This window comes from Cupriavidus sp. PET2-C1 (genome assembly GCF_054515855.1).
Genome location: NZ_CM137259.1, coordinates 1,811,555 through 1,829,861 on the forward strand (window position 1 = coordinate 1,811,555; position 18,307 = coordinate 1,829,861).

General features: G+C 66.0%; 18 protein-coding genes. 11 read left to right on the forward strand and 7 right to left on the reverse strand.

Features of this window, described 5'->3' with window-relative positions; translation table 11 throughout:
- Positions 1 to 7: 7 nt before the first annotated feature.
- Entirely contained in the window at positions 8 to 574 is a 567-nt protein-coding gene (locus ACX12D_RS08295; RefSeq protein WP_441631845.1) for a TetR/AcrR family transcriptional regulator, read from the forward strand.
- Between the two features lie 324 nt (positions 575 to 898).
- On the opposite strand, the gene ACX12D_RS08300 is transcribed toward ACX12D_RS08295, so the two are convergent.
- Together ACX12D_RS08300 and fliD are read right to left on the reverse strand one after the other, a co-directional pair.
- Positions 899 to 2,605: an MBL fold metallo-hydrolase gene (locus tag ACX12D_RS08300; protein WP_459373611.1), complete on the reverse strand. Its 1,707-nt coding sequence runs from the start codon at positions 2,603 to 2,605 to the stop codon at positions 899 to 901.
- A gap of 140 nt (positions 2,606 to 2,745) precedes the next feature.
- Complete coding sequence (gene fliD / locus ACX12D_RS08305) at positions 2,746 to 4,176, reverse strand: flagellar filament capping protein FliD (RefSeq protein WP_459373612.1); 1,431 nt, start codon at positions 4,174 to 4,176, stop codon at positions 2,746 to 2,748.
- 607 nt (positions 4,177 to 4,783) lie between these two features.
- Between fliD and ACX12D_RS08310 the strand changes: the two genes are divergently transcribed.
- Complete coding sequence (locus ACX12D_RS08310) at positions 4,784 to 5,047, forward strand: hypothetical protein (RefSeq protein WP_459373613.1); 264 nt, start codon at positions 4,784 to 4,786, stop codon at positions 5,045 to 5,047.
- Positions 5,048 to 5,076: 29 nt separating this feature from the next.
- Here the strand turns inward: ACX12D_RS08310 and ACX12D_RS08315 are convergent, their stop codons facing one another.
- Complete coding sequence (locus ACX12D_RS08315) at positions 5,077 to 5,541, reverse strand: DUF4126 domain-containing protein (RefSeq protein ID WP_459373614.1); 465 nt, start codon at positions 5,539 to 5,541, stop codon at positions 5,077 to 5,079.
- Positions 5,542 to 5,921: 380 nt separating this feature from the next.
- Between ACX12D_RS08315 and ACX12D_RS08320 the strand changes: the two genes are divergently transcribed.
- From ACX12D_RS08320 to ACX12D_RS08360, 9 genes are all read left to right on the forward strand, one after another.
- On the forward strand, positions 5,922 to 6,584 hold the full coding sequence (locus ACX12D_RS08320; protein ID WP_459373615.1) for a porin: 663 nt from the start codon (positions 5,922 to 5,924) through the stop codon (positions 6,582 to 6,584).
- A 166-nt stretch (positions 6,585 to 6,750) separates the two neighbouring features.
- Positions 6,751 to 7,938 carry an alpha/beta fold hydrolase gene (locus tag ACX12D_RS08325; RefSeq protein ID WP_459373967.1) on the forward strand — a complete coding sequence of 396 codons (1,188 nt, stop codon included), beginning with the start codon at positions 6,751 to 6,753 and terminating at the stop codon, positions 7,936 to 7,938.
- Between the two features lie 145 nt (positions 7,939 to 8,083).
- Positions 8,084 to 9,784, forward strand: a complete 1,701-nt coding sequence (locus ACX12D_RS08330; protein WP_459373616.1) for an AMP-binding protein — start codon at positions 8,084 to 8,086, stop codon at positions 9,782 to 9,784.
- A gap of 1 nt (position 9,785) precedes the next feature.
- Complete coding sequence (locus tag ACX12D_RS08335; RefSeq protein ID WP_459373617.1) at positions 9,786 to 10,658, forward strand: VOC family protein; 873 nt, start codon at positions 9,786 to 9,788, stop codon at positions 10,656 to 10,658.
- 20 nt (positions 10,659 to 10,678) lie between these two features.
- Complete coding sequence (locus tag ACX12D_RS08340) at positions 10,679 to 11,836, forward strand: FAD-dependent monooxygenase (RefSeq protein WP_459373968.1); 1,158 nt, start codon at positions 10,679 to 10,681, stop codon at positions 11,834 to 11,836.
- Entirely contained in the window at positions 11,833 to 12,297 is a 465-nt protein-coding gene (locus ACX12D_RS08345) for an acyl-CoA thioesterase (protein ID WP_459373618.1), read from the forward strand. The genes ACX12D_RS08340 and ACX12D_RS08345 overlap by 4 nt, the downstream gene beginning before the upstream one ends.
- Positions 12,298 to 12,325: 28 nt before the next feature.
- Complete coding sequence (locus tag ACX12D_RS08350) at positions 12,326 to 13,081, forward strand: maleate cis-trans isomerase family protein (RefSeq protein ID WP_459373619.1); 756 nt, start codon at positions 12,326 to 12,328, stop codon at positions 13,079 to 13,081.
- A gap of 29 nt (positions 13,082 to 13,110) precedes the next feature.
- Positions 13,111 to 14,373 carry an MFS transporter gene (locus ACX12D_RS08355; protein ID WP_459373969.1) on the forward strand — a complete coding sequence of 421 codons (1,263 nt, stop codon included), beginning with the start codon at positions 13,111 to 13,113 and terminating at the stop codon, positions 14,371 to 14,373.
- Between the two features lie 95 nt (positions 14,374 to 14,468).
- On the forward strand, positions 14,469 to 15,296 hold the full coding sequence (locus tag ACX12D_RS08360; RefSeq protein WP_459373620.1) for a TetR/AcrR family transcriptional regulator: 828 nt from the start codon (positions 14,469 to 14,471) through the stop codon (positions 15,294 to 15,296).
- A 109-nt stretch (positions 15,297 to 15,405) separates the two neighbouring features.
- Here ACX12D_RS08360 and ACX12D_RS08365 read toward each other — a convergent pair whose 3' ends face one another.
- The 4 genes from ACX12D_RS08365 to ACX12D_RS08380 all read right to left on the reverse strand — a co-directional run bounded on the left by ACX12D_RS08365 (position 15,406) and on the right by ACX12D_RS08380 (position 18,253).
- Complete coding sequence (locus ACX12D_RS08365; protein WP_441631864.1) at positions 15,406 to 15,852, reverse strand: MarR family winged helix-turn-helix transcriptional regulator; 447 nt, start codon at positions 15,850 to 15,852, stop codon at positions 15,406 to 15,408.
- Positions 15,849 to 16,073, reverse strand: a complete 225-nt coding sequence (locus tag ACX12D_RS08370; RefSeq protein ID WP_459373622.1) for a hypothetical protein — start codon at positions 16,071 to 16,073, stop codon at positions 15,849 to 15,851. Before ACX12D_RS08370 ends, ACX12D_RS08365 begins: the two co-directional genes overlap by 4 nt.
- Before the next feature lie 14 nt (positions 16,074 to 16,087).
- A complete protein-coding gene (locus tag ACX12D_RS08375; RefSeq protein WP_459373623.1) occupies positions 16,088 to 17,746 on the reverse strand; it encodes an FAD-dependent monooxygenase in 1,659 nt (552 codons plus the stop codon).
- Positions 17,747 to 17,827: 81 nt separating this feature from the next.
- Positions 17,828 to 18,253, reverse strand: a complete 426-nt coding sequence (locus ACX12D_RS08380) for a rubredoxin (protein ID WP_459373624.1) — start codon at positions 18,251 to 18,253, stop codon at positions 17,828 to 17,830.
- Positions 18,254 to 18,307 lie beyond the last annotated feature (54 nt).

Genomic DNA, 18,307 nt, shown 5'->3' on the forward strand with positions numbered 1-18,307 from the left:
TCACGCTATGAAAACGCAATCCGTACGCGAACAACTGCTCGAACACACGCTGGTGCTTATTCGCCGGCGCGGTTTCAATGGTTTCAGCTACCGCGACCTGGCCGAACTGGTTGGCGTGAAGACGTCGAGCATCCACTATTACTTCCCCGCCAAGGACGACCTGGTGCTGGAGGCGGTGAAAGAATACAGCGCCCGCATCGCCGAGCGGCTGCGTAGCGTGGATGCCTCGCTTCCCCCTGCCGTGCAAGCCGAGGGCTACCTCAACTTCCTGCGTACCGCGGCCTGCGGCGACCAGATCTGCCTCGCGGGTATGCTGTCCACCGAGACGCTGTGCCTGCCGGAGTCGGTCCACGCCGAGCTCAAGGCGTTCTACCGCATGAACGAGAACTGGCTGATGGGGCTGATCGAGCGCGCGCAGAAGGAATACGGCAAGGTCTACCCGGTGACGGCTCGCGCGCTGGCGCAAGTGATCTACGGCGCGCTGCAGAACGGCCTGATCGTTGCGCGGCTGTTTGGGGCGCCCGAGCGGCTGGAGTCCGCCGCCGACCTGCTGATGGCTTCGGTATCCGAGTAAGACGTATTGCTGACAAGCCTGAAGCATTAGCCGAAGCCGCCGAACAGGCCAAAACCGCGCGCCGTGACGATGGCTGTCGCTCCCTCGCCCCTCAGGGGGAGAGGGCCGGGGAGAGGGGTGGCTTAGCTAGGAGCCACTTCAAGCGAAGCCCGTGGTTTTTTGCGGCACGATGGTGTAATGAGCGCCCGCCCTCTCCCCCAACCCCTCTCCCGCGCGCGGGAGAGGGGAGCACGGCAGGGAGCACGGCAACGCAGATCCAGCGTTGTCAGCAAATAAAAAGCCGACCTATCGAGGTCGGCTTTTTGTTTGCATTGCCCGCGCGTTTCAGTCTGATGCGTGCTTCAGCACCTGCCACTTCTCGTCGGACTCCTGCACGCGGCCGTCCTGCACCAGCTTGAGCAGGTGCGCCAGCAGCGAGCGCTTTGCCACCGGGAGCATGCGTTCCGGCACGTCGTCGTAGACGCGCAGGAGCAGGGTATCGATGCCGGTTTCGCCAAGCTCTCGCAACGCGTTGAGCACCTTTGCCTCGCGCTGCATGCGATGGCGGATCAAGGTGCGGATGGCATCCGCGGGCCGGGGCATCAGGAAGCCGTGGCCGGGCGCAAGCCATTCCAGGTCCTCGTCCTGCAACGCGGCGAGCGAGCCCAGGTACGCGCGCATGTCACCGTCGGGCGGGTTGATGACGACGGTGGAGCCCTGCATCACGTGGTCGCCGGTGAACAAGGTCTTTTCTTCCTCGAGCAGGAAGCAAAGATGATTGGATGCATGTCCCGGCGTGTGGACGACGCGCAGCGTGCAGCCTTCGCCCAGCGCCAGGCGCTCGCCGTGCGCCAGGATGTGCTCGGGCTGGAAGGTCTGGTCCTGGCGCGGCGTCTGCGGCGCGGGGCGGCCCAGCACCGGCGCGCCGGTGGCGGCCTTGAGCCTGGATGTCGCCGGCGAGTGGTCGATGTGGGTGTGGGTGGCCAGGATCCAGCGGATCGGGCCGGGCGCGGCCGCCAGCACGGCGTCCACATGGGCTTCGTCGTCGGGGCCCGGATCGATCACCGCCCATTCGTTGCGCGCGGGGTCGCCCACGAAGTACGTATTGGTGCCGGGCCCGGTCATCACGCTGCCATTGCCGGCCGTGACGCGCCAGATGCGCTCGGATAGCCGCACCGCGGCGCCGGTCGCCAGCTCATAGCGCGCATGGCCCTGGCCTTGCGGGTCGATGCGCTCGATCTCGGCGTAGGCGGGCTCAGAGGGCAGCACGGGCCGCAGGCCACCGCCGCCCTGGGCCAGGCGCGGCATGATGCGCGCAATGTCGCGCAACTGCGCCGCATGGTCAAAGCAGGCCTGGGCGGTGTCGAAGCGGGCAATCGATGCTAGCGTGCGCCGCGTGACTGCCACCAGCTTCAGGCCGCGCGCCGGATCGATGGCATCGCTCGGGCGTATCCAGAGATGCTCCACGGCCTCGTCGCCATCGTGCGTGGCGGACTGGCCGGCGGGCGCCACGGCCACGAAAAAGCGTGTGTCGAAGCGCTTGGGCAGGCCGGGTGGCGTCAGCCAGTGGCTGTGATACGCCAGGCGGTCCACGGCCAGGCGCACGCCAAGCCGCTCGCAGAGCTGCGCCATGCCCGGGCCGCCGCTGCGCGCGGACTGGCGCAGCCATGCCTGCTGCGCGGCATCCAGCGTGTCCAGCGCGATCAGCTTGCCGCCGGCATCGCTCGCGAACAGCAGGCCGGCTTCCTCGAAACACTCGCGCACGGCTGCCAGGTAGAAATCCAGGCCGCCGTCAGGCAGCTTGAGACGGGCGCTGGCCGCGGCATCGTCCAGGCCGGCGCAGACATCGTGCAGGGTTCTGTCCTGGGGGTCGAGCGTGCCGCCGGGAAAGACGAAGGCGCCGCTGCTGCGGTCGTCGTTGCGCTCGGGGCGGCGCACCAGCAGCACTTCCATGCCGGCCGCGCCATCGCGCACTACCAGGATGCTTGCGGCTTGGCGCAGGGAAGGCGGGCGTGAGGGAGGGGGGCTTCCGCTCTGTTCTTGTTCGCGCATGTGGGGCGGTTCCTGATTGACTGGCTTGGATCAGGCGACAGTGTAGCGGCATCGCACGGTTATGCCACCAAGGGAAAGCGAGACGGTAAGCCGTTGGCGGGGCCGTCCCGCACTTGCGGGCAGGACGGCTGCGGTGGGGATTACTGGTTGGACGTCTTGTTCATCGCTGCGAATTGCTGCGTGAGGTAGGTCTTGGTGGAGTTCATCCGGCTCATCATCAAGTCAAGCTGCTGGAACTGCGCGCGATAGCGCGACATCGTGGCGTCGATCCCCGCGGAGGTGCGGGTGTAGGCGCTGTCGAGGTTCTTCAGGTTGGTGTTGATGCCTTCGGTGGCCGTCGTCAGCGCGCCCTTTGTCGCGCTGAACGATTTCACCATTTCCGCCAGCTGATTGCCATAACCGGACTTGCCGTCGGCACCGCTGAACAGCTGTGCCACGCCGGTCCGGTTGGAGCCGAGTGCCTTGTTCAGCTTGGCGGTGTCGAGCCCCATGGAGCCGTCGGCCTTGAACGAGATCCCGATCTGGGTCAGGTTGACCAGGCTGGCGTCGCCGGTACCCGTCTGCGGCGTGTTGAACACGGAACGCAACTGGTTCTGGATCGTGCGCAGCGTAGCGTCGCCCAGCAGCGGCGACTGCGTGCCCTTGTTGTTCTTGTCGAAGGCGGACAGCTTGGCGGCGGTGCTTTGCAGCGTGTTGTAGGCCGTGACAAAGCTCTGCACGGCGCTAGACATCGCTCCGGTGTCGGTGACGGCGGTCACCGTACTTTCGCCCTTGCTCAGCAGGTTCAGCGTCAGGCCCGGCGCGGCGCCTTGGACCGAGTTGGTCGGGCTGCTCACGTCGATACCGTTGATGTTCAGCTTGGCATCGAGGGCCTCGATGTTCTGCTTCATCGCCTTGGTGCCGGCCGGGTCATACGCCAGCAGGCCAGCAATGGTGCTGGGGTCGCCGGCGCCGTTGCTGCCCACGGAAACCCGCATGCTGGACTTGGCGCCCGTGGTGTTGGACGTCAGCACCATGCGGTACGGCGTGCTGCCGCCATCGTTGACGATGCTGGCGGTCACGCCGGAATTGGATGCGTTGATCGCATCGCGGATGCCGGTCAGCGTGTTGTTGGTGCCGTTGATGTTGATCGAGGCAGGCTTGCCGGTGCCGGGCGTGAAGACGGCGCCCTCGGTGGTGCCGAACTCGATCGTGATCTTGGCGCTGCCCAGCAACATGCCCGTGCTGTCGGCGATGCCGTTGGACACGAGCGTTTGCGACTGCGCCAGCTGCGACACCTTGACCGCATAGCTGCCCGCCATCGCGGACTTGTCGGCCACGACGCCCAGCACGCCGGTGTTGCTGGATGTGGTGGTGCTACTGTTGTACAGGCTTGCCGTGCCAAGCGCGCTGGCGGCATTCTGGAACGAAGCCAGCGCCCCTTGCAGCAGACCATAAGCGGAGAGCTTGGTGGTGTGGACGGTGGCCTTCTTGGTCAGGGCAGTGAGCTTGGTCTCTTCCGCCTTTTGCAGATTGTCCAGCAAGGCGCTCAGGTCCAGCTGGGCCCCGACACCTATCGAGGAAATAGCCATGGTTGCAATCCCTTAATTGCTTGTTGGAGGAGATCGGCCCGCCGAAGCGGCCCGGCTAGTCAGGAGAGCCAGTTGCGCGCGGATGATACGGCCGGCACGCAGGGCTTCCTCGGGCGAGGTACTGATCGATGGCGTCGCCATAGGCGTGCGCTGTATTGCGACAAGCCGCTGGTTCCTGGCAGGAAATCCGGTGCCCGTGGCCTGGCTGTCGCGTCGCCCTTGATGCTGTCGACACGAGGTTAGATACGGGTGCGCCGGGACAGCCGTGGGACGCCACAGGCCATTAAGATGTTGCTGACTTCACCCCGGCTCGCTGATCTGTCGGCTGTGTGCGCCGATCTTGTCCTCGTCTCGCGCTGAAGATGTGCGCATCGACCGAAAACCAGGGGGTAACCCCGATCGTGTGCTTCACTCTTCACGCTCAAGATCGTAGTGGCGTGGGCCTGGGGCCAATTGAGAGAATAAGGGGGGAAAGTCCGCGCATATCGTTTGGGTTGGCGCCGCGCACGGCGTGTCGCCAACCACAGCGAAACCCATCGCCGGGCCTGCAAAAAAATGTACCGCGGGACCGCTCATTTGCCATTAAGTTCGAGAGGGAGATGCCGATATGGACCGCAAGGGTTTGCTCGACGCAGCGGCAGTACTGGAAGACCTGGCGGCCGGCCTGCAGCCGGACCCTACGCGCCTGGCGGCTGGCGCGCAGGCGCTGGAGGCCATGCACGCCGACCACCCCTCGTGGCGCGACATGACCGACGCCGCCTTCGGCCTGCAGGCGCTGGCCGCGGGCGGCGCGCTTGGCCTGGACGCGAAGGGGCGCGCACGCGCTGCCCGCCTGGCGGAGGTCGTGCGCAGCCTGGTCGATCCGTTGTAGGGCGTTGTAGGGCCAGCTGGCGGCGGTGCCTAAGCCAGCGACAGGACGATGACCGCTGCGCCAATGACGGCAACCAGGTCCTCGATGACTGCCGCCGGCAGGTCCCTGCCGAATATCGCCGCAAGGCGCGCGCGCACAGCCGCGCCGCCGAGCGTGCCGATCACCGCGCCCACGGCGCCAAGAATGCCCCCTCCCACCAGCATGCCGCCACCCGCGCCGATCGTGGCCCCGCACAGCGCTCCCGAGAGAATGCGCGCGCCGAACTGCGGCGGCACCTTGCGGCTCGGCGTGCCGGGCAGCTTGTCGGTGATGAGCTCCACCGCGGCCAGCACGCTGAACATCCATGGCGTGAACCGGTAGCCCATGAAGGCAAGCCAGCTGCCCGACAGATCCAGCAAGCCCGCGTGGACCGCCCAACTGACAGCGGCGGGTGCCGTCATGGCGCGCAGGCCAGCCACGATGCCGATAAAAAGCGAGAGCAAGTACAGGGTCATGGCGGCTGTCCTCAATCAAGGCTGGCAAAGGTGGCACGGCTGACGCAGTGCGCCTAAGCCGGTGCCGTGCGCGGGTACGTGCGCTAACGGTACGTGCGCTAACCCGCTTGGCGAGTATGCCAGTGGCGCTTGTCGAAGCAAGCGTTTGAGCAAGAAGACGCGGCCCCGCCCGGGGCTTGTGGCGCGTCTGGCTGCGGTGTCGCGGAACCGGGAAAACCATTATTTAACACCATATCAAAAAACAATAGCATTTATTGAGTGTATATCAATTGATTGGGCGGACATCCGTTGTCGAGGCTGCCTGTCAGGCGACGGCACGATAGCCCGCGGGCCGATCGCAGCTCGCGGACCAGACCCGATCAAGGATCTCGTTCGACCCCATGTTCTTCGCGCCGAAGTACTCGTCGTTCAGCCACGACAGCTGGCTGGCGGGGCGCGTGGACAACGCGGCCAAGTACACCGGCAAGATTGGCGGGCTGACCGTAGCGGCGCTGTATAGCTTCGGGGTGGATTCCACGGTGGCCAACGGCTCGGAAGTGCCGGGCAACAGCCGCGTGGGGCGCGACATGAGCGCCGGATTTACCTACCAGGCCGGCCGTTTTCGCGTGGGCGGCGTGTATGACCAGCTCAACGGCAACAGCGCAGCGACAGCCGGCAAGACCGAGCGGCGCTATGTCGGCACGGCCGCGGTGGATCTGGAGGCGGTCAGCATCTATGTGGGCTACCGCAGGCTGGCGAGCCAGTTGCTGGCGTCGATGTCGCGCACGGACCTGATGTGGACCGGCGTGAACTGGAACCTGGCACCGGCCGTTGCGCTGACCGGCGCCGTGTACAAGACCAATGACCGCACCTCGGGGAAGGACCCGATCTCCTTTGTGCTGTCGGCCGACTACCGGTTCTCCAAGCGTACCGATGCCTACCTGACGGCCTCCTACACGAAGAACAACGGCGGCTCCGCGCTCAGCGCCAACGGCTATGACGGCTCGATTGTCCCTGGCGCCAATCAGCTTGGCGCGGTGGTGGGCCTGCGGCACAGCTTTTGAGCGGCGGCGCCTGTGGCGGGGCAAGGTTTACCATTATTTGACATACACTCAAATAGTGCCTAAATTATTGAGACGGTAGCATTTAATCAAAGGAGACGTCGTGGCGGAGCAGAACAAGGCACAGGTAACAGCGGGCATGCGTGGCGCGTCGTGGGATGCACAACTGATGACGCGCGCTTACCAGATGGTCCCCTATGCGCTGGGTACCGCGGACGGCCAGCGCACGCTCGGCTTTCTCTTCACGGCGACCGGCAAGGAAAAGACGGTCGTTTCCATCATGCACCCCCGCGAGATGGCGATCACGCACTATCTCGTGCCGTTCATTCTCGACGCCGGCTGCGCCTGCTGGGTGCAGGGCCCCCGGTCGATCGGCAACGACCTGCGGCTGGAGCATGAGATCGCGTTGTTCGACGTGGCGGCAGGCATGACGCACCTGCGCGATCTGGGTTTCGCGCGCATCGTGCTGCTGGGCAATTCCGGCGGGGCTTCGCTGTACACCTTCTACAACCAGCAGGCGCTCGCGCCGGCTGCGCAGCGCATCGCGCGGACCCCGGGCGGCCGTCCGACCAACCTGGCTGAGCTGCAGATGCCCACGGTTGACGGCATGATCCTGGTCTCTCCCCATCCCGGGCAGGGCAAGCTATTGATGACCGGGCTCGATCCCTCCGTTGTCGACGAGAACGACCCGATGCAAACCGATGCGTCGCTCGATCCGTTCTCCGCGGCGAACGGCTTCGACGCCGCCAGTGGACGCGGCAGCTATGCGCCGGACTTTGTCGCGCGCTACTGCGCCGCGCAGGAAGAGCGGGTGAAGCGGATCGACGAGCACGCCAGGCAACTGCTGCTGCGCAAGCAGGCCGCCCGCCAGCGCATCAAGGCAGGCGCCGGCAGCGAGCTGGACCGGCGTGTGGCCGCGCATGCGCCCATCTTCCACGTCTGGCGCACGGACGCTGACCTGCGGTCCTGGGACATTACCCTGGACCCGTCGGACCGCCAAACGGGCACGCTGTGGGGCAAGGACCCCTTTGTTTCCAACTGGGGCAGCGTCGGTTTCGCACGCGTGGTGACGCCGGAGTCCTGGCTGTCGACCTGGTCGGGCCTGACTTCCAACGCATCGCTGGACAAGACCATCGGCGCGGTGCACCAGCCCACGCTGCTGCTGGAATACACCGGCGACCAGTGCACGTTCCCCGCCGATATCGAGTCCATCTACGCGCAGATCGGCAGCACGGAGAAGCGCCACATCCGCGTGCGCGGCAATCACCATGGCATGGCACTGAGCCGCGACGAGGAGCCGGGCCAGCGTATCGCCGGTGCGCACATCGTCGAATGGCTGCGCGAGCTGATGGTGTAAGGAAAGTCATCCGGCGCGCCGCAGGCCAATGTGGCGCGCTGACAGACAACAACAGAAAACAGAAAACAGAAAACAGAAAACAGAAAACAGAAAACAGAAAACAGAAAACAGAAAACAGAAAACAGACAAGCAAGGGTAGAGAGACATGATGCAATCCCAATCGGTACGGCCCCAGGAATTGCTGGCGGGGGTCAGGTACCCCGACGAAGACCGGCTGCGGCGCTATGTTGCCGACGGCGTGCTGACGCAAGAAACGCTGACAGGGGCCTTTCGCGCGTCGTTTGCGACCCATGCGGACCGGCTCGCGCTGGTGGGCCCGGAAGGCCGGCTGACCTACCGCGACCTGGACGAGAAGACCGAGCGCCTTGGCGCCGCGCTGCTGGCGCTGGGCCTGCGGCCCCTGGATCGCGCGGTGTTCCAGTGCGGCAACAGCAATGAGCTGCTGCTGGCGTTCCTGGGCTGCCTGAAAGCGGGCATCATTCCGCTTTGCTCGCTCCAGGCGTTCCGCAAGCTGGAAATCGGCTACCTCGGCAGACTCTGCGAAGCCCGTCTGCATGTCGTGCAGGGCGACGACGCCAAGTTCGACGACGTGGCCTTCGCGCAGGAAATACAGGCCGAAGTGCCGAGCTTATCCATCATCCTGCAAACACGTGGCGAGCGTCGTGGCAGCGCGGTGCTGCTAGCCGACCTGATTGAAGAGATGCCGCTGGCCCACGCGCGCGAGATCCTGGCGGGCGTGACGCTCGATCCCTTCCAGGCTGCCGTGTTCCAGCTCTCGGGCGGCACCACGGGCGTGCCGAAGATCATCCCGCGCTTCCAGAGCGAGTACCTCTACAACATGCGCGCAGTGGCGGCGTGCAATGGCTACACGAAGGACGACGTGCTGTTCTTCCCCACGCCGTACATGCACAACCTCAACATGGGTTGCTTCTTCGGCCCGTTCCTGCTGACCGGCGCCACATTGACGGTTACGCCGGATCTTGGCGAGGAAAGCCTGCGCGGCCTGGTGCGCGACTACCAGCCTACCTGGTTCGGCGTGGCCGGGCCGATCCTCACGCGCATTGCGCCGGAACTGGAGCAGTCGGATGCCAGCGCGCGGGCGCGCAGGAATTTCGTCGCCCCGAAGAACGCCGCGGGCCTGACCCGCCTGACGGGCTCGCCCACGCACCATATCTTCGGCATGACCGAAGGCGTGATCATGTTCACCCGCAAGGATGACCCGCAAGAGATCCGCGACACCTCCGTCGGCAGCCCGGTGTCCACGCATGACGAGGTCAAGCTCGTGTCACCGGGCACGGAGGATCCCGTGGGCGACGGCGAACCCGGCGAGGCCCTGTTCCGCGGGCCTTACACCATCCGCGGCTACTACAAATCCGAGAAGGAGGACGTGACGCGCTTCACCGCGGACGGTTTCTACCGCTCCGGCGACCTGATGACGTCGCGCGTGGTGGACGGCAAACGTTACTACTTCTTCTTCGGGCGCATCAAGGATGTGGTGGATCGCGGCGGCGAGAAGATTAATGCCGAGGAGCTGGAGAACGTCGTCAACCTGCACCCGGGCGTGTTGGCCTGCGCTGTAGTGGGCATGCCCGACCGCGTCTATGGCGAGCGCGTGTGCGCCTTCGTCATACCCAAGCCGCCCGCAAGCGACCTTACGCTGGCGCAACTGACCCAATACCTGCAGGAAGCCGGCCTGGCCAAGTTCAAGTGGCCAGAGCGGCTCGAAGTCGTCCAAGAGTTCCCGCTGACCGCATCGGGCAAGCTCAGCAAGGTGCTGTTGCGCCAGCAGATCATCCAGTTGCTCGAGGCCGAGACGGCCGGCAACACCGTAACCGAAGGGAAGTGAAATGACCGAAGCGAAACACCTTGTCGGCGTGCCGTCCATGCAGTTGCATGGCGTGCATCACACCGCGCGTCCCACCTGGAAGCTGGCCCAGACCGTGCATTTCTACCGAGACCTGCTTGGCCTGCCGCTGGTCCACGCCATCTCGGCCAAGGGCTGGGGCCCGGACAACCATGCGGACTTCCTGCACTTCTTCTTCGATAGCGGCAACAGCAGCACCATTGCCTTCTTCTACTACATCGGCACCGAGCGGCCGGACTGGCTGGCGGTGCGCGAGCACTATCAGGATCGCGCCACGCACACCGCCTGGCGTGTGCGCGACGAAGCGGAGCTGCTGGAATGGCGCCAGCGAGTGGAAGCGGTCGGCATTCCGGTGCGCTACCAGATCCGCCACGAGGTCATTGAGTCGATCTACTTCAACGATCCCAACGGCTATCCGATCGAGATCACCTGGCAACTGCGCCCGTTCAGCGAGGCCGATGCGCTTGACGCGGCGTTGACTATCGAGGCAGCCATGCAGCTGGAGAAGGCGGCGGATGCCGCCACGGCTTTCACGTCCATCGAGCCGGTCTGGCAACGCAAGGCCGTGCAGATCGGCACGGCACCGGAGCAGGCTGGCAAGGCATCGGTCTATGTGCTGGACGTGCCGGAGTTTGCCGCGCTGATTAGCGTGGCGCGTACTACCGACGGCTATGCCACCACCTCGCTGGAAAACGGCTATGTGCGCATCGACGGCAATCCGCAGATCTGCTTCCGGCGCAAGGCGCTAGGCTTCAAGCCGGCAGTCTGGTACGGCGCGCTGACCGGCGGCCTGGTCGGGCGCATCGTCCAGTTCGATATGGACGCGCTGGTGATTTCCCCGGAGGAGGCGCAATGAAAGCCGCAATGAAAGCCGCGATGAAAGTGGCCATCATCGGGGGCGGCCCTTCCGGGCTCTTCCTTTCCATCCTGCTCAAGGAGCGGCTGGCACCGGTGGAGATCGACATCTACGAGCAGAACCCGGAGGACGCCACCTTCGGCTTCGGGGTGGTGCTCGCCGACACTGGCCTGTCCAACCTGCGCGCGGCATCCCCGGTGGTGGTCGACGAGCTCGCCAAGGCGATGCGCTTCAGCGACCGGCACACCATCGTGAGCCACGAGGCGCCGATCACCATGAAGCGCCCCGGCGCGGGCGGCGGCGCGATTCCTCGCATCCAGCTGCTGTCGGTGTTGCAGGCGCGTGCCCGCGAGCTCGGGGTGCGCGTGACGTACAACAAGCGCATCAGCGACTTTGCGGCCATCGAAGCCGACCTGATCGTGGGTGCCGATGGCGTCAACTCGCTGCTGCGGGCGTCCAACGAGGGGGGCTTCGGCACCACGCGCCACAACCTGACCAACCACTTTGCCTGGTACGGCGTGGAGAAGGCGTTCCCCAATCCGGCCCTGGTGTTCCGGCAGTACGAGGGCGGCTATTTTGTCGCGCACTACTACCCGTATTCGGACGCCATGAGCACGTTCGTGGCTGAGTGCGACCACCGGACCTGGCAGGATTTCGATATGGACGCAATGTCCAACGCGGCGCGCCAAGCCCTGTTCGAGACGGTGTTCGGCGCGGAGCTGGGTGGCTACAAGCTGGTCTGCAACAACTCGAACTGGCGCCAGTTCCCGGTCGTGATCAACCAGACCTGGCACGTCGGCAACCAGGTGCTGATCGGGGACGCGCTGACCAGCGCCCACTTCTCGATCGGCTCGGGTACCCGGATCGCCATGGAAGACGCGATCGCGCTGGCCGAGGCCATCGTCGCCTTCCCCGGCGATGTGCCGGCGGCGCTGCAGCGCTACGACGAGGTGCGCCGCCCGCAAAAGGCCAAGCTCATCCGCGCCTCGGAGGCTTCGTACAACTGGTACGAGCGTATCCGCGAATGGATGAACCTGGCGACGCCGCATGAGTTCGTCTACCGCTTCATGACCCGCACCGGCCGCGTGGATGTGAGCCGGCTGCGCGAACAGTATCCCACCCTGATCGCCGAGCTGGCGGCCGCGGGCGTCACCGATCTCACCGCGCCGCAGCCATGATGCGCGCCACCGAATACGTGCTGAGCGAGCAGCCGTTCGTGGTGCGCCGCACCGTGCGCTGGGGCGATTGCGATCCCGCTGGCGTGGTGTACACGGGCCGTTTCACTGACTACCTGCTGGGCGCGGTCGGCCTGTTTGCCGACCACATGGCCGGCGGAGCGGGGCGGTTGGGCGAGGCGCACGGCGTGGGCACGCCGTGCAAGGCGATGCGCCTCGAGTTCATCGGCACGTTGTGGCCGGACGACGTGATCGACATCGAGTGCTTTGTCGAAGCCATCCGTACGCGCTCCTATGACATCCGCTGCATCGCCAGGCGTCCCGGCGGGGCGCCGGTGTTCGATGCCGTGTTTTCCCCGGTCTGCGTGCGGCTGGACGAGCGCGTGGGCACGCCGATCCCGGATTCCCTGCGCGCCGCGCTAGGCGCGTTCCTGCGCAAGCCGGCTGCAGAGCCCCGGATTTAACGAGAACAAGCGAACAAGCGAACCCAAGATGAGTTACCGAATTGGCCAGATCGTCCCCAGCTCCAACATCACGATGGAGCGCGAAGTGCCCGCCATCTTTGCCGGGCGCATGCAACAACTGCCACAGCGTTTCTCCTTTCATTCCAGCCGCGTGCGCATGCACCGCGTGGTGGCGCAAGAGCTGGAGCGCATGAACCGCGACATGGGCCGCTGCGCGCTGGAGCTTGCCGATGCGCGCGTGGATGTGATGAGCACTGCTTGCCTGGTGGCCACGATGTGCATGGGCAAGGGCTACCACCGGCAAGTGATTGAAGACCTTAACGCGGCCATCGCCGATGCACCTTACCGGCCCGCGATCATGACCTCGGCCGGCGCGCTGGTCGAGGAGCTGAAGGACTTTGGCGCCAGGCGCATTGCGCTGATGGCGCCTTACAGCGATGCGCTGACGCGCACCGTGGTCGAGTACATCGAAAGCGAAGGCATCGAGGTCAAGGACGCGATCAACTTCTCGATCCTCGATAACCTGGAGGTCGGCGAGCGCGATCCGCTGCAATTGCTGGAGGACATGAAGCGCCTGGACACCGCCGGCGTGGACACGGTGGTGCTGTCCGCCTGCGTGCAGATGCCGTCGTTCGCGGCGATTGAGCGCGCGCAGCTGGCGCTGGGCGTGCCCGTTACCTCCACGGCCGTCTGCACGGCGCGGCAGATGATGCGGCGCCTGGGCCTCGAAGCGGTGGCGCCGGATGCCGGCGCGTATCTCGGCAGCAAGACCGGGCTGGTGTAAGGGCCGTTAGTGCCCGAGGAGACGACATGATGCAAGAAACCCATGGAACGGCGTCCCGGACTGGACGTTGGCCCTATATCGCGGTAGTGCTGGGCGCGGCGCTTGGCATGCTGGCCGGCTATGCGCCGCTGTTCAATGCCACCGCCGGCGTGTTCGTGCGCCCGCTGGCCGCCGAGTTCGGCTGGGGCCGCTCGGAGGCGTCGCTGTCCTACGCGGCCTCGATGTTCGGGCTGGCGGTGGTGAGCCCGCTGGTCGGGACCATGATGGACCGCTATGGCATCCGGCGCGTGATCGCCGTATCCGCGGTGGTCTTCGGCATCGCCACGGCGTGCATGGCACTGCAGGACGGCAGCAAGGCCATGTGGATCAGCCTGTCCGTGGTGGTAGGCGTGTTCGGCGCGGCCACGTCGGTGCTCGGCTATCTCGCCGTGCTGCCGCAGTGGTTCGACCGCCGTCTTGGCCTGGCGCTTGGCGTTGCCATGTGCGGCCTGGGGGCCGGCACCATATTGATGCCAGCCACCGCGCAGTTTCTGGTGACCGGATATGGCTGGCGCACTGCCTATGTGGCGCTGGGCGCCGGGTCGATCGTCTTGTCCTTGCTGGCGTGCTCGCTGTTGCGGGAACGCAGGACGGCGGGAAGGCCGCAGGGTGCCGCGCGCGGCCAGGTGGTTGACGGCGTGCCGTTCGCCGAGGCGCTGCGCAGCTATCGCCTGTGGGCCATCTGGGCGGTGTTCGTGCTGGGGTCCTCCGCTACGCTGTCGCTCGGGCCGCATCTGCCGGCAATGTTTGCCGACCGGGGCTTCAGCCCGGCGGAGGCAGCGCGCAGCGCCTCGATGGTGGGCATCGGCCTGCTGATCGGCCGCATCCTGACCGGCGTGCTGATCGACCGGATCCACGCACCATTCGTCGCCTGCGTGTTCTTCGGCGGTGGCGCGCTGGGCATCTTCCTGCTGCGCTCGGCGCATGACTACCAGGCGTTGCTGCTCGCCACCACGCTGATTGGCCTCACCATCGGTGCCGAAGGCGACCTGATCTCGTACCTGGTGCGTTCGTACTTCGGCTTGCGCTCCTTTGGTGCCTTGTTCGGCATTGCGTTTTCCGGCTATGGCTTTGGCGCGGTGCTCGGCCCGATCGGGCTCGGCGCCTGGTTCGACCGCCATGGCAGCTACGATGCGCCGCTGCTGGCACTGTCCTGCATGCTGTTGCTGGCCGCCGCGCTGACGCTTTCCCTTGGCCGCTACCGGCGGGCGGGCGAGCTGCCGGCCGTGACGCCGGCGGCCGCTGGCGCCTGAGCACGGGTCAGTACCGAACCTGGCCCGTTGACAGGTAGAATTAGCACGGGCGCAATTATCAAGCCGCGCCACCTGTGCCGATCCGCCACTGACCTATGCCAGCCGCCAAGAAAACCGCCGCCGTAGCCGAACCCCCTCCCGCCATGCCGCGCCGCCGGGGCCGTCCGCCCAAGACGGATTCGCCGATCGGCGCGGAGGCGACGCTGAGCCGGGTCGCCATCCTGCAGCGCGCCATTGAACTAACGAAGACCATGCCGCTGGACCAGATCTCCATGGTCCAGCTGGCCAAGGATTTCGGCGTGGCACCCGGGCTCATCCACTATTACCTGGGCGGGCGGGATCAACTGGTTTCCGGCGTGCTGAATGACTACTACCGGCAGCGGCTGGGCCGGCTCTCGTCGCTCACCGGGGACTGGCGCCGCGACGTGGAGTCTTTCTCGCGGCTGAGTTTCCAGGTGGCGATCGAAAACCCCGGCGTGAGCATCTATGTGGCCTCGCACAACCGGTTCCGGCTGTTCCAGGATGTGCAGCCGGGGGAGACCGACTACGGGATGGAGTTTTTCAACCGCATGACGTCGGCCATCATGCAAGGCGGATTCAATGCGGACCAAGTCGCGCTTGGCTATCACCTGCTGGCGCAATACCTTGTTTCCGCCAGCATGGCGGAGGCTTCCCGCCAGTTGCCGGCCTACCACCAGGCCTTCATCGAGAACAAGCTGGAGTCCGTGTCGCCGCTGCAATATCCCGGCGCCCGCTTTGTCAGCAAGTCGTTCTCGCGGCTGAGCTCGGACATGGCGTTCGAGGAAGGGCTGCGCATTACCTTGGACGGCATCGAGGGATGGAAACGGGGTGCAGGCCTTGCCGCCATCCCAGTGGCCAGCGGTGCCGCCACGCCGCGTAAGCCCCGCGTCAAGAAAGCCTGACTTTTCCACGCCTTCGGGCTCGATGACGGCGAGAGCGCATTGCGCCTCGCCGCGTCCGCTGATTTCCCTCTCCGCTTGCACAGGCCCCCGGCGCGCAACGCAGGCAGCCCTACAGCATCGACTCCACCTGCGCCAGCAGCTTGCCCAGCGCGAGCTCCATCACCGCGCGCTCCTGGGGGGAAAGCGCGGACATCAGCGTCTCGTGCCGGCTGGAGGCGATCCGCATGATCTTCTCAAACAGCGGCTTGCCTTCGGCGGACAGCGAGATCAGCACCGCGCGGCCGTCGGTGGGGGATGGCTCGCGCCTGACCAGGCCTTGCTTGATGAGGTGATCGGCCGCGCGGCTGGCCTGGCTTTTGTCCAGGTTGGCGAAGCGCGCAAGGTCGATGACCAGGAAGGGGCCGAACTCGCCGATGGCGGCGAGCGTCCTGGCTTCGCTGAGCGATAGGCCCAGCGCTTCCGAATAGGCCTGCGCGATGCCGCGGTCGAACTGCTTGACGATGCGGTGCAGGCGGTACGTGGCGAAGCCGGAGAGGGAGAGCTTGGGGCTCGTCATGATGCGCGGCCCGGCGTGTTGTCCGCATCCGTTGCTTCGAAGCTGTGCGAGACCTCATCGAGCAATCGCGTCGCATCGGCAAAGCCGGCATGGCGGCTGAGCGCCAGCAGCGCTACGCGGGCCAGGTAGAGCGGCGTGTTGTGCTCGCCGAGTGCGGTCATGCGGTAGCACATCGCCGTGTAGATTTCATCGAGCTCGGTCGGGCTCATGGTCGTTTGCATAGGGGTCTCCAGCTTCAGTCGATCTGCATGGCAAGGGCGATGGCGTTGCGCACATCGCCGGCGCGGGCTTGTCGCCAGCGGCCGCTGACGTAGCCATCCGGGCGGACCAGGTAGAGCGTACCGTCGACGGCGTCCAGTGCGCGCCGCACGGCATCCTGCGGATCGGCCAGCCGTCCCGCCGCGTGCGCCGTGCCCGCAATCAGGTGGCAATCCAGTTCCAGGCCGCTGTCGCAAAGCTGGCGCAGCCCGGGCACGGCGTCGTCCAGATCCTGGCCGGCACCGGCAAAGCAAAACGCGGTGAAGCCTTTGCCGATGCAGCGGACCAGCGAAGCCGGTGCGCCGTGCGGGCCGACCAGCGGCATGTCAGGCAGCGCGGCGCCCGGCGCAGGACCGGCCTTGAAGGCAGGGTCGTCCGTCGCGGCAATGGGCGAGTCGGCAAAGACCGCCGGACTGGTCTGGCGCGGGTTGATCAGCGAACGCAGTTCCGCATGCGCCGCCGATAGCCCCAGCACGGCTTCACGCATCAAGGCAAAGGCAGGCGAGGGCGGGGCCATGAACTCCGTGCTCTTCGCGCCGAAGCGCATGTTCTCGCGCGCCGCCGCCACGCGCTCCGTGGAGTAGGAGGGCAGCAAGCCGGGTGAGGCCTTGCCGCGCACGGCAAGGGCGAGCTTCCAGGCGAGGTTGAAGGCATCGTCGAAGCCGCTGTTCAGGCCGCGCACGCCAAAGATGGGCACCAGGTGCGCGGCGTCGCCGGCAAAGAGCGCGCGGCCGTGCACGTAGCTATCCAGCGTGAGGCACTTCGCGTTGTAGATCGAGATCCACAGCGGCTCCCACGGCGCGGTCACGCCCATCATCTTGAGGTGGCTTGCCACGCGCGGCAGCACGTTTTCCGGCTTGACGGCCTGCTCCGCATCCTCGTGCTCGCCGACCTGGTAGTCGATGCGCCACACCTGGTCCGGCTGCTGGTGCAGCAAGATGGTGGAGCCGGGGTTGGACGGCGGATCGAACCACGCCAGCCGCTCGACCTCGCGCGGGGCGTCGATAGCGATATCCACGATGACGTAGCGGCCCTCGTACTGCATGCCGCGCAACGACAAGCCTAGCGCATCGCGCACGGCGCTGCGGCCGCCGTCGGCTGCCACCAGCCAGTCCGCGCGCACCGTGTAGGCATGGTCGCCCGCGGCTACTGCCAGCGTCACGCCGTTGCTGTCTTGCGTGACGGCGGTAACGCGGTTCTGCCAGCGGATTTCGATCAGGTCCGGGTAGCGCGCGATGGCATCGAGCAGGTATTGCTCGATGTAGTACTGCTGGATGTTGACCATGGGCGGAAAGACCTGCCCGGGCTCGTGCGCCATGGTGAAGTGCAGGACCTCCTCGTTGCGGTAGTAGCTGCGGCCGCCCGCCCAGGCGAGGCCTTTGTCCAGGACCGGGGCGGCAACCCCGAGCGCGTCGAGGATTTCCAGCGAGCGCCGGGAGATGCAGATGGCCCGGCTGCCTTCACAGGTGCCGTCGTCCGCCTCCAGCACCACGCTGGGGATGCCGTGGCGGGCCAGGGCCAGCGCGGCGGCCAGCCCGACGGGCCCGCCGCCGGCGATGACGACCTGGCGCGGGGCATCCATGCCGCCGGGATGCAGCACTGGCAGGGATGCGGCGTGGACTTCGCGCTGGTACATGTCTTGTCTCCTGGTTGTGTGCGCAACCAGTTCAAGATAATCCAATTTGGTTGCGTGCGCAACCAGATTGCCTGGGTCCGATCAGAATTCCACCATCGCAAAGTCTTCCTTGCCCACGTCGCACAGCGGGCAGCGCCAGTCGTCGGGGATGTCATCCCAGCGGGTACCGGGTGCGATGCCGTCCTCCGGAAGGCCTGCGGCCTCGTCATAGACCCAGCCGCAGATGATGCACACCCATTGCTTGAACGCGTCGGTGGCGGCGGATGTGGCCTTTGCCGCGATGGGGGTTTCCGGCTGCGTGGCGGCCTTGTCTTGTTCCGGCTCGTCCAGGCTGAAGACAAGCGGCGCCGCCGTGGCTTCGCCGCTGGGCGCTAGGCGCGCCTGCAACAGTGCAAGCAGCGCCTGTGCCTCTTCCGTGGTCAGGTCGATCCAGTACGGATCGCCCGCGCCGTCGTTCAGGCGCTGCGGGGAAAACTGGATCTCTACTGCAGTGCCTTTCTTGTACATGCGATCAGGGGGCGGGTTTCGGGTTTCGGGTTTCTTGGTTTTTGGGTTTGGTGC